Source organism: Sphingobacterium puteale, assembly GCF_050986225.1.
GTDB classification, from domain to species: Bacteria; Bacteroidota; Bacteroidia; order Sphingobacteriales; family Sphingobacteriaceae; genus Sphingobacterium; species Sphingobacterium puteale.
Map to the genome: position 1 here is coordinate 4674446 of NZ_CP158959.1, position 17761 is coordinate 4692206.

The 17761-nt window shown below is 39.9% G+C and carries 16 protein-coding genes; 4 read left to right on the forward strand and 12 right to left on the reverse strand.

Annotated features, from left to right (window positions below; translation table 11 throughout):
- Positions 1-12: 12 nt before the first annotated feature.
- Complete coding sequence (locus tag ABTV71_RS19910; protein WP_121123929.1) at positions 13-1170, reverse strand: homogentisate 1,2-dioxygenase; 1158 nt, start codon at positions 1168-1170, stop codon at positions 13-15.
- A gap of 313 nt (positions 1171-1483) precedes the next feature.
- On the opposite strand from ABTV71_RS19910, the gene ABTV71_RS19915 reads away from it, so the two are divergent.
- Together ABTV71_RS19915 and ABTV71_RS19920 are read left to right on the forward strand one after the other, a co-directional pair.
- A complete protein-coding gene (locus tag ABTV71_RS19915; RefSeq protein WP_433900814.1) occupies positions 1484-2458 on the forward strand; it encodes a fumarylacetoacetate hydrolase family protein in 975 nt (324 codons plus the stop codon).
- Between the two features lie 12 nt (positions 2459-2470).
- Positions 2471-3373 carry a flavin reductase family protein gene (locus tag ABTV71_RS19920; protein ID WP_121123933.1) on the forward strand — a complete coding sequence of 301 codons (903 nt, stop codon included), beginning with the start codon at positions 2471-2473 and terminating at the stop codon, positions 3371-3373.
- Between the two features lie 101 nt (positions 3374-3474).
- On the opposite strand, the gene ABTV71_RS19925 is transcribed toward ABTV71_RS19920, so the two are convergent.
- The 10 genes from ABTV71_RS19925 to ABTV71_RS19970 form a co-directional block, all read right to left on the reverse strand.
- Positions 3475-5103 (reverse strand): FAD-dependent oxidoreductase, encoded by a 1629-nt coding sequence (locus ABTV71_RS19925; protein WP_433900815.1) that lies wholly within the window; start codon positions 5101-5103, stop codon positions 3475-3477.
- Positions 5081-6595, reverse strand: a complete 1515-nt coding sequence (locus ABTV71_RS19930; RefSeq protein WP_433900816.1) for a polyamine aminopropyltransferase — start codon at positions 6593-6595, stop codon at positions 5081-5083. Before ABTV71_RS19930 ends, ABTV71_RS19925 begins: the two co-directional genes overlap by 23 nt.
- The gene (locus tag ABTV71_RS19935) at positions 6588-6806 is read right to left on the reverse strand and encodes a DUF350 domain-containing protein (protein WP_120260664.1); all 219 of its coding nucleotides are present in this window, start codon (positions 6804-6806) and stop codon (positions 6588-6590) included. The genes ABTV71_RS19930 and ABTV71_RS19935 overlap by 8 nt, the downstream gene beginning before the upstream one ends.
- Positions 6807-6820: 14 nt before the next feature.
- Positions 6821-8257, reverse strand: a complete 1437-nt coding sequence (locus ABTV71_RS19940) for a hypothetical protein (protein WP_433900817.1) — start codon at positions 8255-8257, stop codon at positions 6821-6823.
- 3 nt (positions 8258-8260) lie between these two features.
- Entirely contained in the window at positions 8261-8620 is a 360-nt protein-coding gene (locus ABTV71_RS19945; RefSeq protein ID WP_433900818.1) for an S-adenosylmethionine decarboxylase family protein, read from the reverse strand.
- Between the two features lie 81 nt (positions 8621-8701).
- Positions 8702-10459 (reverse strand): aromatic amino acid hydroxylase, encoded by a 1758-nt coding sequence (locus tag ABTV71_RS19950; RefSeq protein WP_433900819.1) that lies wholly within the window; start codon positions 10457-10459, stop codon positions 8702-8704.
- A 132-nt stretch (positions 10460-10591) separates the two neighbouring features.
- Positions 10592-11794: a tyrosine--tRNA ligase gene (gene tyrS, locus ABTV71_RS19955; protein WP_433900820.1), complete on the reverse strand. Its 1203-nt coding sequence runs from the start codon at positions 11792-11794 to the stop codon at positions 10592-10594.
- A gap of 316 nt (positions 11795-12110) precedes the next feature.
- Positions 12111-12980 (reverse strand): hypothetical protein, encoded by an 870-nt coding sequence (locus ABTV71_RS19960; protein WP_433900821.1) that lies wholly within the window; start codon positions 12978-12980, stop codon positions 12111-12113.
- Positions 12981-13158: 178 nt separating this feature from the next.
- Positions 13159-13578: an SH3 domain-containing protein gene (locus tag ABTV71_RS19965; protein ID WP_120260658.1), complete on the reverse strand. Its 420-nt coding sequence runs from the start codon at positions 13576-13578 to the stop codon at positions 13159-13161.
- A gap of 13 nt (positions 13579-13591) precedes the next feature.
- Positions 13592-14098, reverse strand: a complete 507-nt coding sequence (locus ABTV71_RS19970) for a BON domain-containing protein (protein WP_121123948.1) — start codon at positions 14096-14098, stop codon at positions 13592-13594.
- A 183-nt stretch (positions 14099-14281) separates the two neighbouring features.
- Here ABTV71_RS19970 and ABTV71_RS19975 point away from each other — a divergent pair, with 183 nt between their 5' ends.
- A complete protein-coding gene (locus tag ABTV71_RS19975) occupies positions 14282-15385 on the forward strand; it encodes a DUF695 domain-containing protein (protein ID WP_433900822.1) in 1104 nt (367 codons plus the stop codon).
- A 154-nt stretch (positions 15386-15539) separates the two neighbouring features.
- On the opposite strand, the gene ABTV71_RS19980 is transcribed toward ABTV71_RS19975, so the two are convergent.
- Positions 15540-17048 carry a hypothetical protein gene (locus tag ABTV71_RS19980; RefSeq protein ID WP_433900823.1) on the reverse strand — a complete coding sequence of 503 codons (1509 nt, stop codon included), beginning with the start codon at positions 17046-17048 and terminating at the stop codon, positions 15540-15542.
- Between the two features lie 159 nt (positions 17049-17207).
- On the opposite strand from ABTV71_RS19980, the gene yiaA reads away from it, so the two are divergent.
- Positions 17208-17657: an inner membrane protein YiaA gene (gene yiaA, locus ABTV71_RS19985; RefSeq protein WP_245971313.1), complete on the forward strand. Its 450-nt coding sequence runs from the start codon at positions 17208-17210 to the stop codon at positions 17655-17657.
- Positions 17658-17761 lie beyond the last annotated feature (104 nt).

Sequence of the window (17761 nt, forward strand, 5' to 3'; positions counted from 1 at the left end):
TTCGTATTTAACTTAACTCATCCAGGATTTAAAGTAATCCGGATCTTCAATTTTTAGCGCCTCTTCGGTCAGCATCAGGGGACGGAAAGGATCGATCATGACCGCAAGTTCCTCGGTTTTAACTTGTCCAATACTTTTTTCGACCGTACCGGGATGAGGTCCATGCGGGATACCACCCGGATGTAATGTAATCTGTCCTTTTTCAACCGATTTCCGGCTCATAAAATCACCATCCACATAATATAGCACTTCATCCGAGTCTACATTGCTGTGGTTATAAGGTGCGGGTACAGATTGCGGATGATAGTCATACAGACGTGGACAAAAACTACACAACACAAAGGTATCAGTCTCAAAAGTCTGATGAACAGGTGGTGGCTGATGCAATTTTCCGGTAATTGGCATAAAATCATGAATGGAAAATGCCCAAGGGAAATGATAGCCATCCCAACCAATAAAATCAAAAGGGTGGCTTCCATATATGTAAGGATAAATCAATCCCTGTTTCTTGATTCTCACCTCAAAATCACCAAGCTGGTCAAAAGTTTCCAGATCCTGCGGTACACGTATATCCCGCTCAAAAAAAGGAGCATGCTCCATCAGCTGGCCAAATTCATTGCGATACCGCTTTGGCGTACGTACTGGCGAAAACGATTCAACAATAAATAATCGGTTGCCTGTCTGATCAAATTCCATCTGGTAAATTGTACCCCTAGGGACGACCAGATAATCTCCATACTGAAAAGGAATACTTCCGTAGCCCGTCTTGAGTTTCCCTGTTCCCTGGTGCACGAAAATAATTTCATCGGCCTGGCTATTTTTATAAAAATAATCCGTCATGGACTGACGAGGAGCGGCCAGTGAAATGTGTAGGTCCTGGTTGACCAGAACAGGTGTACGGCTTTCTAGGTAATCATCTTTGGCCTGAACCTGAAATCCTTTTAAACTGGTATGTTTAAGATGTTTTTCACGGGCAATCTTTGGCGTGACATCATAGGGTTCACGGATCTGTTTGACCAACGTAGGCGGGTGGCAATGATACACGAGCGAATAAAGACTGGAAAAGCCATGAGTAGAAACCAATTCTTCAGCATAGAGCGTATGATCGGGCTTTCTAAAAACAGTATGTCGCTGTGCTGGAATTTGCCCTTGTTTAACATAAAATGGCATAATTCTACGATTTAAAACGGTTATAAAAAATAAATGAATATCAACGTTGCCAATAGCATCGATTGGCAAAAAATTCGAGGGGATTAGTATTGGGCAAAAACGATATCAGCTATAATTGCTCTATTAAAAGCAATATAGGGCATGGATGACGCAAAGCGATGTATTCCACGATTGATCATTTTTACTAGTTTATAATGTTATAATAAAGGTAAGAATATTTTTCTGTTTTCAAGTGAAGAAATATTTTTTTCAAAACTTATACGATATATTTGTGTCGCATTCAAAGATTGAATAACCAATAGAATATTCCGATATGAGAATTGTTACGTGCACGAAAAATGGCCAACATGAATTAGGTATTATAATCAATGACCGGGTATACACCTGCTCGGAGATAGCCCCTTCCCTTCCGACCGATATGGCTGATTTTTTGATCCGTGGAGATGAAGCCATAAATGATTTAGAGTATTATCATATTGCGTTGACGGAAGGTCGGATATCGAGACCTTACCAGTTATTACAAGATAGTCAGCTTGTTGCACCGATACCGCACCCGAAATCAGTGCGTGATGCCTATGCTTTTCGGCAGCACGTAGCGACCTCAAGAAGAAACCGCGGACTGGATATGATTCCGGAATTCGATGAATTTCCTGTTTTTTACTTTTCCAATCATCAGGCCATACAAGGCCCTGGCCCGGTACAATGTATGCCACTCCATCTTGAGCAACTGGATTTTGAACTTGAAGTGGCCATCGTAATCAATAAAACAGGTATAAATATCCCTGCCTCAGAGGCTGATAAATATATTGCCGGATACATGATCATGAATGATTTTAGCGCGCGAAAACTCCAGATGGACGAGATGAAATTAAGTCTTGGGCCTGCCAAAGGAAAGGATTTTGCTACGGCAATTGGTCCATGGCTAGTCACCAAGGACGAATTGGAACCTTATAAAATTAATTCTTCAGGAGATCATATCGGTGACAGATACAATCTCGACATGTCATGCCGCGTGAATGGTCAACAGGTTTCTTCCGGTAATTTTGCTACGATGCACTGGACATTTGCCGAAATTATCGAACGCGTCTCCTATGGTGTGCGTCTCTTTCCGGGAGATGTGATCGGTTCCGGAACAGTTGGAACAGGATGTTTTTTAGAACTCAACGGCACTGGACGCATGGAGAATCCTGCTCATCAGGATCAATGGTTGCAGGTAGGCGACCAGATCGAGCTGGAAGTAACAGGTCTGGGCAAGCTTTCCAATTCCGTTGTATTATACCACCAATAATCTATACAAAAAATGAATTCTTCTTCTTTCGATACAGTTACTTTTGAGTCCTCGGCTGATAAAACCATCATTGATAATTTAATCAAATATGCCATTGCGCCTCGTCCCATCTGTTTTGCGAGTACAATCGATGCAGCGGGCAATGTCAACCTGAGTCCTTTCAGCTACTTCAATCTGATGTCACACCAACCACCAATATGCGTGTTCTCACCCTTGCGTCGCATGCGTGATGGCAGTACCAAGCATACACTGGACAATATTCAGGAAGTCAATGAGGTCGTCATCAATATCGTCAACTATGCGATGGTACAGCAACAGTCACTGGCCAGTACTGAGTACAACAAGGAGGTAAATGAATTTGACAAATCTGGATTTACACCGATCCCATCATTACACGTTCGTCCACCGCGGGTAGCGGAATCTCCGGTTCAACTGGAATGTCGTGTGAGAGAAGTGATCGCCCTGAGCGACGAACCAGGCGCAGGAAATCTCGTTATTGCAGAGGTACTCTATATGCATGTGCACAAAGAACTCTTGCACAAAAACAATACGATAAAACAAGAGGAACTAGATCTGGTCGCCCGTCTCGGCGGCGATTGGTACTGCCGTGTAACCAATGAAAACCTCTTTATTGTTCCTAAACCACTCCGCAATCTGGGTATTGGCGTAGATCAGCTGCCCGAAAGTATTCGCCTTTCCAAAGTACTTACCGGAAACCATCTCGGGTTACTGGCCAATGTAGAATCTTTGCCAGTTTTAGAGCAGGCCTCCCAGGAGGATAAATATTTAAACTACCTCCGGCTGAACTTTAAGCAAGACTCACCACGATTGACACAAAAAGTACATGAATACGCGGCGCAATTGTTGGATACGGAGCAATTAGACAAAGCATGGCAGGTACTATTGAGCCTATAAAAACTTCGATGCACAATACTACAAATAGGCAAACATATAAAAATATCGGGAACACAATACCTATTACACATCTACAGAAATCCGGAAGCATAGACCGACAGCTATGCTTCCTTTTGACCAAGGTCAGCTAGAACCTGATCGGTTATGGTGATTCCCTGATAAAAGGCTTCCTCAAAGATAGATATACCACTTAAATCAGAATGTGCAAAATAGACTTTATCAGCAATAGGTTTTGTCAGTTCGGTACGCGCTTCGTCTGATAGAAAACCACTGACAGGGCTGATCATTCCATGTCCATGTCGAAAAATTTCAATACTGATGACTTCATTTTCTATTCCATAATGTGCCTTCTCCAGATCTTCCATAATAAACTCTTTCCATTGCTGGTCTGTCCACTGATATAGCTGCTTCCGGTTTCCGTTGAGGTCCCCCTCTCCCAGGCTATGATAGTAGGTAATCACAAAAGGGCTTTGCAGCTGATTTAGGCTCTGGTGCTGATCATAAACATAGCCCAATCCCTTTCCGTTATAAATAATATTTTCCCAGGAAAGTGTCGCACCATCTGTAAAAGGGAAACGATGCAAGACAATAGTCGCTACGATCCAGGGTGCATAATGAAATTTTTTCGTCAATGCCGTACGGTTTGGCAATAGATACTGATTGACAAACTGTGGGCAGCAATTGATCACCTTCTGGGCTCTGATAGTCTTTGACAATTTCGCTTTATCGTCGAAGACCGACACTTCCACAGCATCTTGCCCAACATGTATCTGATAAGCCAGATGTTGATTCAATACCCTGCCATCCGCATATTTTTTTAAATGGCTGACCAATCGCCCATTCCCTTCCTGCCAGGTGAGCACCAGATCCTGGTAGGCAGACCAATCGTGCTTTCGGCTCGCAAAGTAATGTATAGCAGCAAAAGCAGAAGTGGCTGCGATACCGGTACCATAATCGTCACGACAACAGTAGTTCACATAACTAAAAACAGGTTCCGTCTTATACCCCTCTGATTCCATCCATGAACGCATCGTCAGTACATCCAATCTTTTGAGATAAGCCGACTGCGAAGCATTACGCATCGGGATATCAAAAACGTACTTTCCATCGCTACCTTTCAATTGCTTAAACTGACCCATCTGTGTCATAAAACGATCTATTTCAGCCGCCTCCTGCTGGGACAATCCATAGCTGGGAACAATGCCTTCCTGCCAGATATTATGAATAAAAAGTCGTTCCTGCGGGGCAAAGGACAATTGTTCAGCATCAAATAATGGAACACCTTCATTCGTCCAGCCGACGATAATTTTCGATTCCTCCAAAAACCGCAACAGTTCAATATTGGAAGCATTCGGAATAGGAAGATAATGTGCTCCTAACGGATAACGACTATGAGCATTCTCGCCATGACGCGCATTGCCCCCTACTTCAGACTCCATATCCAAAAGCAGAAAATTGCTCATTCCCTTTTGTTGCAAACGATAAGCAGCCGATAGTCCGGTTACACCAGCACCGAGAATCAGAATAGGTATTTCAACCACTGCTGTAGGTTTGGGGAAATCTTGAAATCGCAGACGGTGGCCCAAAATATGATCTGTCCCCGTCAGGCGCAAAAAAATACGGTTCACCTTTTTCTTACAGGCCTGAGCAAACTGCAGGCCGATTGTCCCCAAGAATGCAAGCTTGAGAAAATCACGCCGCGAGGGATTAAATCTTACTCCATTCTTCATCAAAATACCGCACTAAAATCTGATTGTCCAAACGGTTTATTTCTACATGATCCGCACGCATGTCGGCTGGAAACTCAGTCAGTTCTCTAAAATGATAATTGTAATACCGCAGCTTATCCACCCGTCGGGCAATATGCTTAAACTGTTGTGTCATATTCGCTGAAAATAGACAAAACCCCCATTCGCCGAAGGATGGTACATAGGTGTGATAGGCGACAGTATTTGGAAAAACCGTGCTGATTGTCTCATGGATACACCAGTAAGATTTGGGTGCAAAATAAGGCGAAGTTGTCTGTACGGACACCATCGTATGGGGTGTCATAAGCGGTAGTAGACTTTGATAAAAACTTGTCGTATATAATTTTCCAAGACTATAATTTGAAGGATCCGGAAAATCTATAATCATGACATCGAATTTTTCCTTTGCAGACTTTGCCCAGATAAATGCATCCTGATTGATCACCTTTACTCTTGGGTCGTTTAGCGAGCCTTTGTTGTGACCGACCAGTAGTTCATTTGTCTGAAACAATTTGGTCATCCCCTCGTCCAGATCCACCAATGTAACCTTTTTTACACCTGGATATTTCAGGACCTCCCGGACAGCGAGCCCGTCTCCACCACCAAATACCAAGACATGCGATACATCTTTGGCCATAGACATCGCCGGATGCACCAAAACCTCATGATACCGATATTCATCTTTGGTGTTGAACTGTAAATTATTGTTCAGAAACAATTGATATTCACCCTTACTCTCTGTCAGAACAATACGTTGATAGGGTGTAGAATGTTTATAGACAATATTATTCCCATATAATTGACTTTCGGAATATTTAAGCAAATCATCGGAATAAAAAAACACAGCCGAAAGCAATGCCAGACAAACTAGTGACTTGGCTTTAATCCAGTTGGGATTTTTAAGTCTTTTAGCGAGATAGAATGATAGAAAGACGCCTACCAAAATATTAATGATCCCAAAAAACAGTGATGTTCCCATCACGCCCAACCGGGGAATCAGCAGGATAGGAAACAGCACAGAAGCGATTAATGCGCCGATATAATCAAAGGCAAATACATTGGAAACCAAATCTCTAAACTGAACCCTATCTTTTAGAATATTCATCAATAAGGGTATCTCCATACCACAGAGACAGCCTGTCAGAAAAACAAAGAAATAGAGTACAAATTGAAAGTGCTCGACCTGCTGAAACAGTAAAAATAAAACGACGGAACTGCAACCGCCAATGACCCCGATCAACAGTTCAATATCAATAAACCGGTCAAAAAGGTTTTTGGTGATGTATTTCGCTAAAAAAGATCCCACCCCCATCGAGAACAGGTAGGTACCGATTATAAATGAAAACTGCTTGACTGAATCTCCCAATAAATAGCTCGCCAATGCACCCGCAACCAGCTCGTAGATGAGCCCGCAAGTAGCAATGACAAATACCGCAAATAAGAGAAAAATGGGCAGATTGCTCTTTTTACCCATGTATTGCCGCAGCTATTATAATCGATATGCCTAATATAAAAGCCGCAAAAACAATCGCCAAAGCCATATTCTTGTTCTTTACGATCTCTTGCCAAGATTGTTCCGGTGTCAATCGCTCGATAAGCCAATAGGCCAGTAGCAATACAGCAATTCCAATAAGCGAATAAATCAATGATGCTGCAATTCCTTTATAAAACAATTCGTAATTCATTTTTATATTAATTTTTATTTATGACCTGAACCATATCCACTATAACTACCACCGCTACCGTAAAAGGATCGACGATAATGCGATCTTGATCCTGTATAGGTATGGTCTTCCAAGGTGCTTGTCCGCATTGTAGTCCTGCAATCTCTGGAGGAATTTACAAATAGGTTAACAGCAACAAAAAAGGCGAAAAAAGCAACTAATGCTATCCCCAGCCGATCAAATTTTAAGATATCAAAATAACCCAAGCCTTCTGCCCTAGCGACAAAGTTTTTATTTTTAATCGACAGAATTTGATATCTAAAAATTCCCAAAAGAACAACAACTCCAACTAGACAAAGAATAAAAAAAGTATAACCGGTACCGCCGTATGTTAATTTATAATCCTCCGTGAGTTCAAAATTAACAGCCATATCGGCGGTACCATTGGCTGCAGAGGTCGCAAAAACAAGGTGGTAAATCCCCGGTTGGATACGACAAAAATCGACGGTCAATCCACTCGCATAATTAACGTCATTATTCTCGTGTACGGCAGTACCTGCCTCTATAATTTCATTTGTCTTTTCATTGACCAGTTTGACCAACAGCTGAATGGGGTGGCTTTTAGATTCCGATATCCCATTCAGGACCAGTTTCTTGGGTTTATCACCTTTTAATTCAAAAGATGCGCCGACAAATTCCGAGTTTGTCTTTTTTCCGGAGAATTTTTCATCAAATTTATACTCATCCTTACTGATCTGGCCCCAATTTAAAAACCAGAATAGAGCAGCCAAAAGCAAAATAGCAAAGACACCAATATTTCTCAGCTTACCCCCCACAACTTCCTTTTGGGCAGTGTAGTTATTATAACTATCAAAAATCTTATAATAAACCTCGTCATCCAGATAAATTCCCTGATAGTACTGTACGTCATTATCAATAAATTCCTGAGAAATAAACCGATCCTCATTAACGGTCTGAATGTAAGTATTGGTCGTCGAGGTTGATTGCAGGTCTTCAAATACAAAACCCTCGGCATAGACGACAGTTTGCTCTTCCGTATACTCCAGGTCATAGTGTCTATTATTAAATTTACAGGTGTTGCCTTTCGGCAAAAGCATCACCTTATCCCGTTCTACGGTATGTAAAGCACAAGCATAATCTACACCATCGCTGAAGTAGATATCTTCTTTGTTCGCATTTAATCCCACAAACTCATTCCCATATTCGCCATTTTTTGAATAGCGCTGTATCTTAGTGATAATCCAGTAGCTATTTTTCTTGAAGCGAACAAGTTCTCCCAAAGTAGCCCATTGCATGACCAAGGGAGCTGAAAATTCCTTTACATAGGTTAAGGTTTCAAGTGTCGACCCTTTAAAATAACTGTGGCAGTTGGCACAAACGAAGCCCGAAAAATCAGTTACCTCAATTTTGAACTGGTGTAAATGTCCACATTTTTTGCAAATTACATCCATAAGCTACCGATTAACCACAGTTTCATTCATAACTATTGCATTAAAATAAGTTTTAAAGAGCTTACCCAAATACAAAACTTTTTCACTGTTATCTTTCAGATAATTACAGAGATAGACATCTAATGTCAATTGTCCATACTCAGGCCAGGTATGGATACAGATATGCGATTCCATTAAACAAATTGCAGCAGTAAATCCACCGCCCTCAAAAGAATGGGTGGAAATACCTACAATTTGCAAATTATGGATACTCATCTGCTTTTTGGTAAATTCCAAAAAAGTATCCATGGTTGTCAACAACGATATCTCCTCTACCTGCAATGTCATCAACAGGTGTTTTCCGGGAGTATACTTTTCGTTCATCAGAAATAACTGGATAAATTAAACATTTCAAATATAGAAAGTTTTACCAAATTTTTCTATTACCAAGGTCAATCATTTCACTCAATGGTTATTTAAGGGTTCTTCTTTCGCCACCCGTATACCATCATCTATCAGTTTTTTCAGGCTAGGCCGAATTGTAATAATAGCTTTAAGCTTACCTTGGGCACTTTCAGCTAAGTCGTAGGCATGATTCGCCCAGGCGATCTCATAAAGTTCTACCAGCGCGAGCCAGTTATCTGTAATTTCAGCAGACAACTGATCAAAGATATCCGTCCAACGCTCCGTATCAAATGATCCCGACCGAAGCGCTCCGATCAGCGCATGCAAGGAAAGCAATTTTGAATCTTCATTCTGTGTATACAATACCGCCGATGGCTCTGCGATCTCTTCGCCAACGGTCTCATAAGCATCTTTATCAGCTGCACCTGCAAAGACTGAAATAATCTCCGTACCAACAGCCATGTCGTAAGTCCCCCATTCCGGTTTAAAATAAATTTCCATCCGGTCATTTCGATAGACTTCGCAATCTTCAAACGAAATCAACACAGCTTTACCCCCTTGACGCACAACCTTCAAAACAACGCCCTCAACCACGATCCCTGAAGAATAACGCAAAGAACATCGCTTTCCTTGATTAATGCCATAAGCGCTCAATTCTTCTTCTGAGAAGTCGGCCAGGTCTTTGTTGCTGTCTACCAAGTAACCAACCGGAGAACCAAATCCCTCCCGATGATAACTGATACCGTGTCCTTCTAATTGCTTCCCAGTGCACGCCAATGCCGTGGGCCCTGTTGTCTGTATATAGGAAATAGACTGGTCTGCATTTGCCGCTTTAAAAACACCTGACACCTGCAATCCAGAACTATAAACTGCAGTACATACAGCCTGACAGTCAATCGCTTTTTCCAAACTCTGCTTACCTCCAAGCCTGAAAGCCATGGTATCGGCAAACTGATTCAGGACATCCATTAAATGTTCGAAATCTGGTGTAACAAACAATTGCGGCTGTGGCTTAGTAATGTCATAGGTATATGCGATAGTATTTAAATCATAAGGTAGCTTTGGTACCGATTTTTGCATACAACTGGCACTTTCGCCGATGGAAGACAGTAAACCTGCACCATAAATCTTAGGATCATCAAGACTACCGATCAGACCATACTCCACAGTCCACCAATGCAACCTACTCAACAAAGCCATTTCCGAAGGTTCGCCCATATTGTCCTGTACAGTCTTCAATTTATTTTCAGCTTCCGCCAATTCGGTTTCAGTTGTACCCGCTTGCTCTTTTAAAATTGATAAATGGCGAATAGCCTCATACAATTCAAAATCCTTCCGGGACGACAATGCTTTTGTCCCGATTTCACCAAAGTACTGCAAATAAACGGCATAATCGGGCTCACCTATGATCGGTGCATGGCCAGATGATTCATGAATGATATCCGGTGCGGGCGTATATTCAATATGTTCTAATTGTCGGATATCTGCAGCTATAACCAATACCCGATGTGCCTGAAATTCCATAAAAGCTGCAGGTGGTATAAATCCATCAACCGTTACAGCTCCCCAACCGATTAATTTCAAACTATCGTTCATTTGTTGCAGATCCGGTATATGCGCAATGGAGAGCCCCGCTTTCTTCAATCCCGGTATGTATGGGTAATAAGCAACATCTTTTAAAAAGGAATAATTCTGACGCATGACATAGCGCCACAAGGCTTGGTCCAAAGCGGTATAACGTTCGTATTGCTGGGCGACTACATAGCGCTTTAAGTGTTTGGGCAGCTGCTCCAAAACAATATTATTATATGTTTCCATTTATAATCGGTATCAAAATAAAGTGCGAGACTTTGTATGAAGGTAGGAAATATTTATGGTTCCCAAAAGACCAACCTTACATTCCCTCACTTTTTTACAAAATATATTAAAGGTATGACTCATAAAACCTTCCTAAACAAATCTAAAAAAACTTCTTTTTCCTAATTTAATTCTAAAACCAGTTTCCAAGTTAACGGGCATATCAGGATCCAGACATTTGTTCGAATCAATCTGTACTGCCCCCTCAGCAATTAGTCTGCGCAGAGCGGACTTGCTCAGATCTTTCTTTAAAAAGTGACAAAGGTCGACGAGTTTTGCAACAGAACCCAATTGCGCATGAACATGTTGCAACGATACCTCTTCAAAACTTTTATTATCGAATGATTTTTGCTGGAACTGTTTAGCAAAAAAATCCAACGCATTTGCAGCTGCCCGCGGATCATGATATTGAGCCACAAGATTATATGCAATAAGCTTTTTGACTTCCATCGGGTTTTCGCCTATTTCCATCCGTGATTTTAGTTCCTTCTTTTCCGCCGGGGTAAAGTCTGTCGTTAGGTCAATATAATCTGGGATTAAGCCATCGGGAATAGACATCGCTTTGCCAAACATTTCATTCGGTTCATCCAACAGCCCAATGGTATTGTGCAGCGATTTGCTCATTTTCTCTTTGCCGTCCAATCCTCTGAGCAGCGGTACACATAAGACAAGCTGAGGATCGAGATTAAAAGATTCCTGAAGCTGGCGCCCCATTGTACAATTAAACAATTGATCTGTTCCCCCCATTTCAATATCGCTTTTGATATGTACGGAATCAAACCCCTGCAATATTGGATAGATAAGTTCATGCATGGCGATCGGCTGATTGTCTGTAAAGCGCTTATGAAAATCATGCCGCTGCATAAGCTGCGCGACCGTCACTTTGGAAACAAGCTGAATAACCTCCGCAAAATCCAATTGATCCAACCAATCACCATTAAAGACAACTTTTGTCTTTGACATATCTATAATTTTAGCTAACTGCGCAATATAGGTTGCAGCATTCTCAGCTATTTTTTCCTGATTCAAGGGTTGGCGCGCTTTATTTTTGCCTGTTGGATCCCCTATACGCGCGGTAAAACTCCCAACCAAAACGACGATTTGATGGCCCAGTTCCTGAAATTGCTTAAGCTTTTTCAACACCACAGCATGCCCCAAATGAAGGTCTGGAGCCGTAGGATCAAACCCCAGTTTAATAATCAGCGGACGCCGAGTTTCTTTGGATCGTTGCAACTTGGACCTCAGCCCATCCTTTGGCAACATAATTTCAATGTTCTCTTCTAAATCTGTTAACATAATGCTATAAAACAAAAAAGCCCGAACGTTATGTTCGGGCTTAGCTATATAAATAATTAATTTTTCTGAATTTTAATAGGCATAAGGTTCCCGAACTACTATCGGGAGATAATAATTAAAGAAAAATGGAAGACGTAATATGTTGTTCATTTTCTTCATTGCCTTAACAAAGTTAACGCTATATTTCCAAAAATCAAAAAAGCCACGATAATATAGTAATACCATCCCCTCTTATTCAATACCACATGACATCTGACTCCAATCAGCTCTTATCAGCCGCCCAATTACACCTTATCCTCTCCTACTAAAAACTCAACTACACGTTATTCTCATCTCCTTTTTTCGATCCATTATCATTACTTTTCTCCAGTAATTTACCCTCGGCATTATATACATATCTCTCAACTCGGCCATTTCGTTTTTTCTCAACAATTTTCTTCAATAATAATTGGTTCTTAAAATATTCCCTATAGCTCGAACCATTGGATTTGTACAGACGCTCGACAAGATTATTATGCTGATATAAGTCGGTATAATTGACGTTATCTTTTTTATAGGTATGTTTAAGCAGTTGGCCGTCCCTATTGAAAGACTTCGATTCGACTACCTGACCGACACAATCCAACTTCGCTTTATAAAGTAACTTGTTATCCAGGCCATACTCCGATTTACTGTGGTCAAACTCATTTTCAATGGTATAGTAGCTGTCAAAAAAAGTCTTTAATACTTTCTTCTTCCCGATATTAGGCTGATAAATCACGATCTTTTCCTGACTGATTTTACCGTTTCGGAAATCACGCTGTACACTTGAAGTATCCGTAATTGTATACTGAAAATCCAATGTCGCATCAGTCTGCACATCCATTTGCTGCATTACACCATGCCTGACCTGAACCACAGCACGCTTTCCCTCCTTTTCAATCTTAAAATTTCCATCCACTAAACCATCTTTGTTGACCGCAATAAAGGCATTAGAGGGGCCCATAAATTGATTTTGCTGCACAATATATTTTCCCTGCTTCAATTTAGTGACTTGTCCTTTTTCAACGATGTTAATAGTGTCTTTTGGAGATTCTGATAAATGTAACTGATACCTGTCTTTATCCAATCGGACATACTCCTGAGCTACGGCTATTTGTCCCAACAAAGCAATACATGGGAACAAGAAAAATTTCAATTTCGACATATTGTAATAAATTTGTTGCAAAACATATATTACAATTATTACACCAAAAAAACACAAGTCCACATGAAACTAGATTCAAACAGGGAATATAAAGCACTAACACGACAGCATAAAGACAAAAAAAAGGAGAAATATCCTTAGATAGATCTCCTCATGTTTTATTCAGGGACTGATTGTATTAGACAGACTCAAGGTATTGCGCATAGCAATACCCTTCTTCATTATCGTTGGTGCGCACTAACCACCATTGCTCATTAGCTTTGCTGATCAATGTGATAATTTCACCCTTCGCTGCTTTTCCTACAATAGGCTGGTCAGTTCCGGGGCCTTTTCGAATATTTAAGTTGCTATTCTCTGTGATTACCTTCACCTGGCTTCCGGGCACCTCTGTAGCCACATCAACATTTAAGACAACATCACCGGTCTGGAAGTTGGGATCTATATTTCCATAAATTTCCCACAATTTATTTTTCACATCAGCGGTCGGTGCAGTACCCCTAATCTGAAGCACACCATCCATTTCAGCGTAATTCAGATCGTTAACTCCTGAAGATTGCGCAGTATCCAAAAGAACTTTATATTTTTCTTGTAATGACATAATTTTTGTTATTTTATTTTTTTACAACAATACCACTCAAATCCACTTTTTTTGGATTTAGATTATCCAAACCTTGTTTCAACGTAACAATCTTTGCCTGTTCCAACGTTCCTGTTACCGAAATAATTCCATCTTTAACACTCGCCTGAACGGATGGAAAATCTTTCATAAACGTATTTACAGCTGCACCAAGTGTAGCATCATTATTTGATACTGTAATGGGTGCCGGTGTTGTTGCAACAGGAGCACTCACAACAATATCATTTTGAATAGATTTGACATCCTTATCTCCTGCCGTTTTTGCGATCGATTCAATTTGTTGCTTTTCTTCCTCTGACGCTACAGTCCCGCTAAGGATTACTTTTCCTTTTTCCACCTCAACATCAATAGTCTTACGTCCCGTAAGTGCATTTTCGATCTTTTCCTCTAATTTATCATCCGATAACCCCGATTTACATGCAGAAAAAGAAAGTACTGCAGATGTTGCCAAAAGGCAAAATGTTAATTTGTTAAATTTCATATGCTCAAGATTAATTTATAATTTCCAACAATATCCTTAACAAACTGCTCGATCAATTGTTTGTCAGATAATTTTTAAACAGCAAATCCCTTGTTGGATCCTAATTATATCATTAATTTTAAAAAGCAAAGATGTAATAGTTTTTACATACGATATAAGGATTCAATCGAATAAATAGGAATTATGGGATTTTTGAACAATATTTTTGGTAAGAAAGAAAATAAAAAAGATGGTATACAGGAGTTCTGGATTTGGTTTACAAAAAACGAGCAGGCTTTTTTCCAAACAGTAAAAAATAGTGATAATATTGATCAGAATTTTTTCAGCAAACTTTCTCCAAGAATTGACGCCCTCCGAAAAGAGCTCTATTTTTTAACAGGAATGTATAACGATAATACAGCTGAACTTGTCATTACTCCTGATGGCGTTGTAAAAAATATCGCATTTGTTGAGGCCATAGTAGATGCAGCGCCTCCCCTTCCAAACTGGAAATTCACGGCATTAAAACCGGCAATCGAAGATATGGAGAAATTCAAAATAAAAATGTATGGATTTTCCTTTGATATTAACACCATGTATTTTTACCCCATCGAACATAGATACCGTCCCGATGATGTCGATATTATTATTGTCCATCCCGATTATACGGAGGAAAACAAAGCTAACATCGCTCATGGCGTTGAAATCTTCTTGGATAATTATATCGGCGAGCTAAATTCAATCATCACCATTGACAACTTAAATGTCACGTCAAGCCAACAAGCAACTGGAGAGCTCATTCCGCTGATCAAATTAAAAGACTATTTAATATGGCGGGAAAAAGAATTTATTGAAAAATATACAGATATAAGACACGAAACCGAAAATGATTCCTACGCTGCTTTTGAGGGTGTCTTGGAAAATGACCGGCCTATTTTAGCCATAATAAACACGACACTATTGGACTGGGACGGAAAGGCCTCACATCCTTGGATCGCAACATTACGGATCAATTATGACGGAACAGCCACAAACGGCATGCCTGACCAGAAAACATACGACTTAATGGATAAATTTGAGGATGAACTCATGGTCAGTCTTCCACATGATATTGGCTACCTTAATATTGGCCGGGAAACAGCGGACAATTTAAGGGAAGTTTATCTCGCTTGCACGGAATTTAGAAAATCCTCCCAAACGATAGATCAGCTAATAACACAATATCAAAATCAGCTCCAGATAGACTATACAATCTATAAAGATAAATATTGGAAATCATTTGAGCGATTTAACAGAACAGTGGAATAACGATATAAACTGCCAAAAATGGATAAACATCCCTTTATGAACAGGTTGCTTCCATATGTTTGATCCAGGGCTGTACGATGGTGAATGTAAAATTCTACGAAAGATTGCAAGCCGTTATTGACCTTTCTCCAAAAGAGATCATATTGACTATTTATTATTGATCTTTTTTCAATTTCAATGTTCCGGTCAGATGCAATAAAGCTTGATAAGGACTTTCCGATGTGATCAGTGATTTTAACCAGGCAATAAATCCCAGCACAAATAAATCTTGATTTTCGACATCTTGGGCCATGCTGTCAATGGCGGCGATAAAAGCTTTATTTTTCACCATCGCCGGGTTTTTAAGATACTTTTCAACCAGTCTTAAAAAATGAACAACGCGACCTTCCCGAACCGTCTCCAAGTATCTTCTATACCGGCGCTTAAAGCTTTTCACACGCGAAACCGCAAGATCAATATCCCCAAATTGAATATGGATCAATATCTCCAACAAACTCTTTCGGATCGTCCAGAGCATACCCATTTTCTTCTCATACCAAGCATCCGTTCGAATCATTTTCCTTAATTCCGTCAATGCTAGTTTATCTTGAAATTGCGTCAAAAACATAACCAGACATAATTGTAAGTCGGCCAGATCAGCCTCATTTGACTTCAATGTTGATTGTTGGATCCCAAGTCTTAAAATAGCAAGGGCTTGTGACCCTTCGCCCATATAATGGTAGTTTAAGGCCTTTAGTAAATAATAACGCAAATGAAATTGAGCACGAAGCACTGTCCCCGGACGACAGCCTGCAATCAACTGTTCTAAATACGCTAGACTTTCATCAAATAGCTTATTCCGTAAGTTGAAATTAGCGAGATAATAAAGGATATGCAGGTAGTAAAACGAGTGATGCACTGAATTTGCCTTTTGCCTTGTTATAAATTCATCACTTGTTTTCAAAAATGACCGAACCAAGGCATAATTCTGATGGATCATTGCATACTCGTTAGCGATAAACAAAAGCTGATAAAGCGACTTAAAAGACAATAATTCGTGTAATGAAATATCATATTTACCGATTGTATCAAGCACCAATTTATTCAGATCTACAATCTTCCCCTTTAAATGAATATCCTGCAATTCGACCCTGAGAAATGCATAAGCAATTTGAAATTTTGCTTCCTGCTGCATTTTATGCTGGTTTACCCTAAAACGATCCACCAATAGTTCTAATTCAGGATGAGATTCCAGATAGGCATATTGCAACCTAACTTGTAGGATTTCATTGAGCAGACTAAACTGCTCCAGAAGTAAAGCCTTTTGTTCGGCCCGTTGAAGGCATTTAAACCCAGGTTTTATCAAATCATTCTCCAACAAAAAACGCCCAACAATAAGCAGCCTCAGGGCTTCATGCGCCTCACTGTTATCTCGTTCAAAGGTTTTATTTGAAATAAACAATAGTAGACTATCATGTAATCTTTTCCTTAATGCATGATAAGCGTCTTTATTTTTTGAAGATCCATAGAGTTTTTTTAATCTATTTATATCATCAGTTTCTAAAATTTCTAGCAATCTGATATTCTTGACATCATTCCGCTTATTTTTCTTTTTCAGGAAACTTTTAAAGTCCTTAATATCATCATTATCTAATACACTAATAAGTTCTACAATTGAATCCATATCGTCAAATTTAGCAGAAAATCAAATTTAATAAATAAAAATATATCATCAGTATTTTCAACAAATTGATTTTATATCCTATTGAATACTCCTGATATTTGAATCAACAAATAACAAAAACAACAATAAAAAATAAAAATTATGGAACCGCTAAAAAACATGATTGAAGAAAAAATTTCGAAAAAGGATTCAAACACAAGAAATCCGTTCAAACCGACAGGAGCGTTCATTGGCGCATCGTGGACCGCTTTGCTGGTTGGAACTATTGGTTACTGCATCGGGCTATGGAATGCCTCAATGGCATTAAATGAAAAGGGATATTATTTTACCATCCTATTGTTTGCCTTATTTGCAGTTATCTCTGTTCAGAAAAGTGTTAGAGATAAAGCCGAAGGACTTGCCGTAACTGAACTTTATTACGGCTTAAGTTGGTTTGCAACCATTGCCGCCGTAGTCTTACTTGTGGTGGGATTATGGAACGCTGATTTGCTGCTAAGCGAAAAAGGGTTTTACGCCATGTCTTTTTCATTAAGTATATTCTCGGCGATTGCCGTTCAGAAAAACACACGGGATGCCAAGCTTTTTGACGATAATGAAATAAAACTTTAGCGGTTGCCTGTCCTGCGGCCGCTGCTTGACATGCCGCAGGATTTATTGTAGATCACTAAAGAAAGCAGAAAAGGTCATATCAAAAAAGCGATTTTTTAATAAAA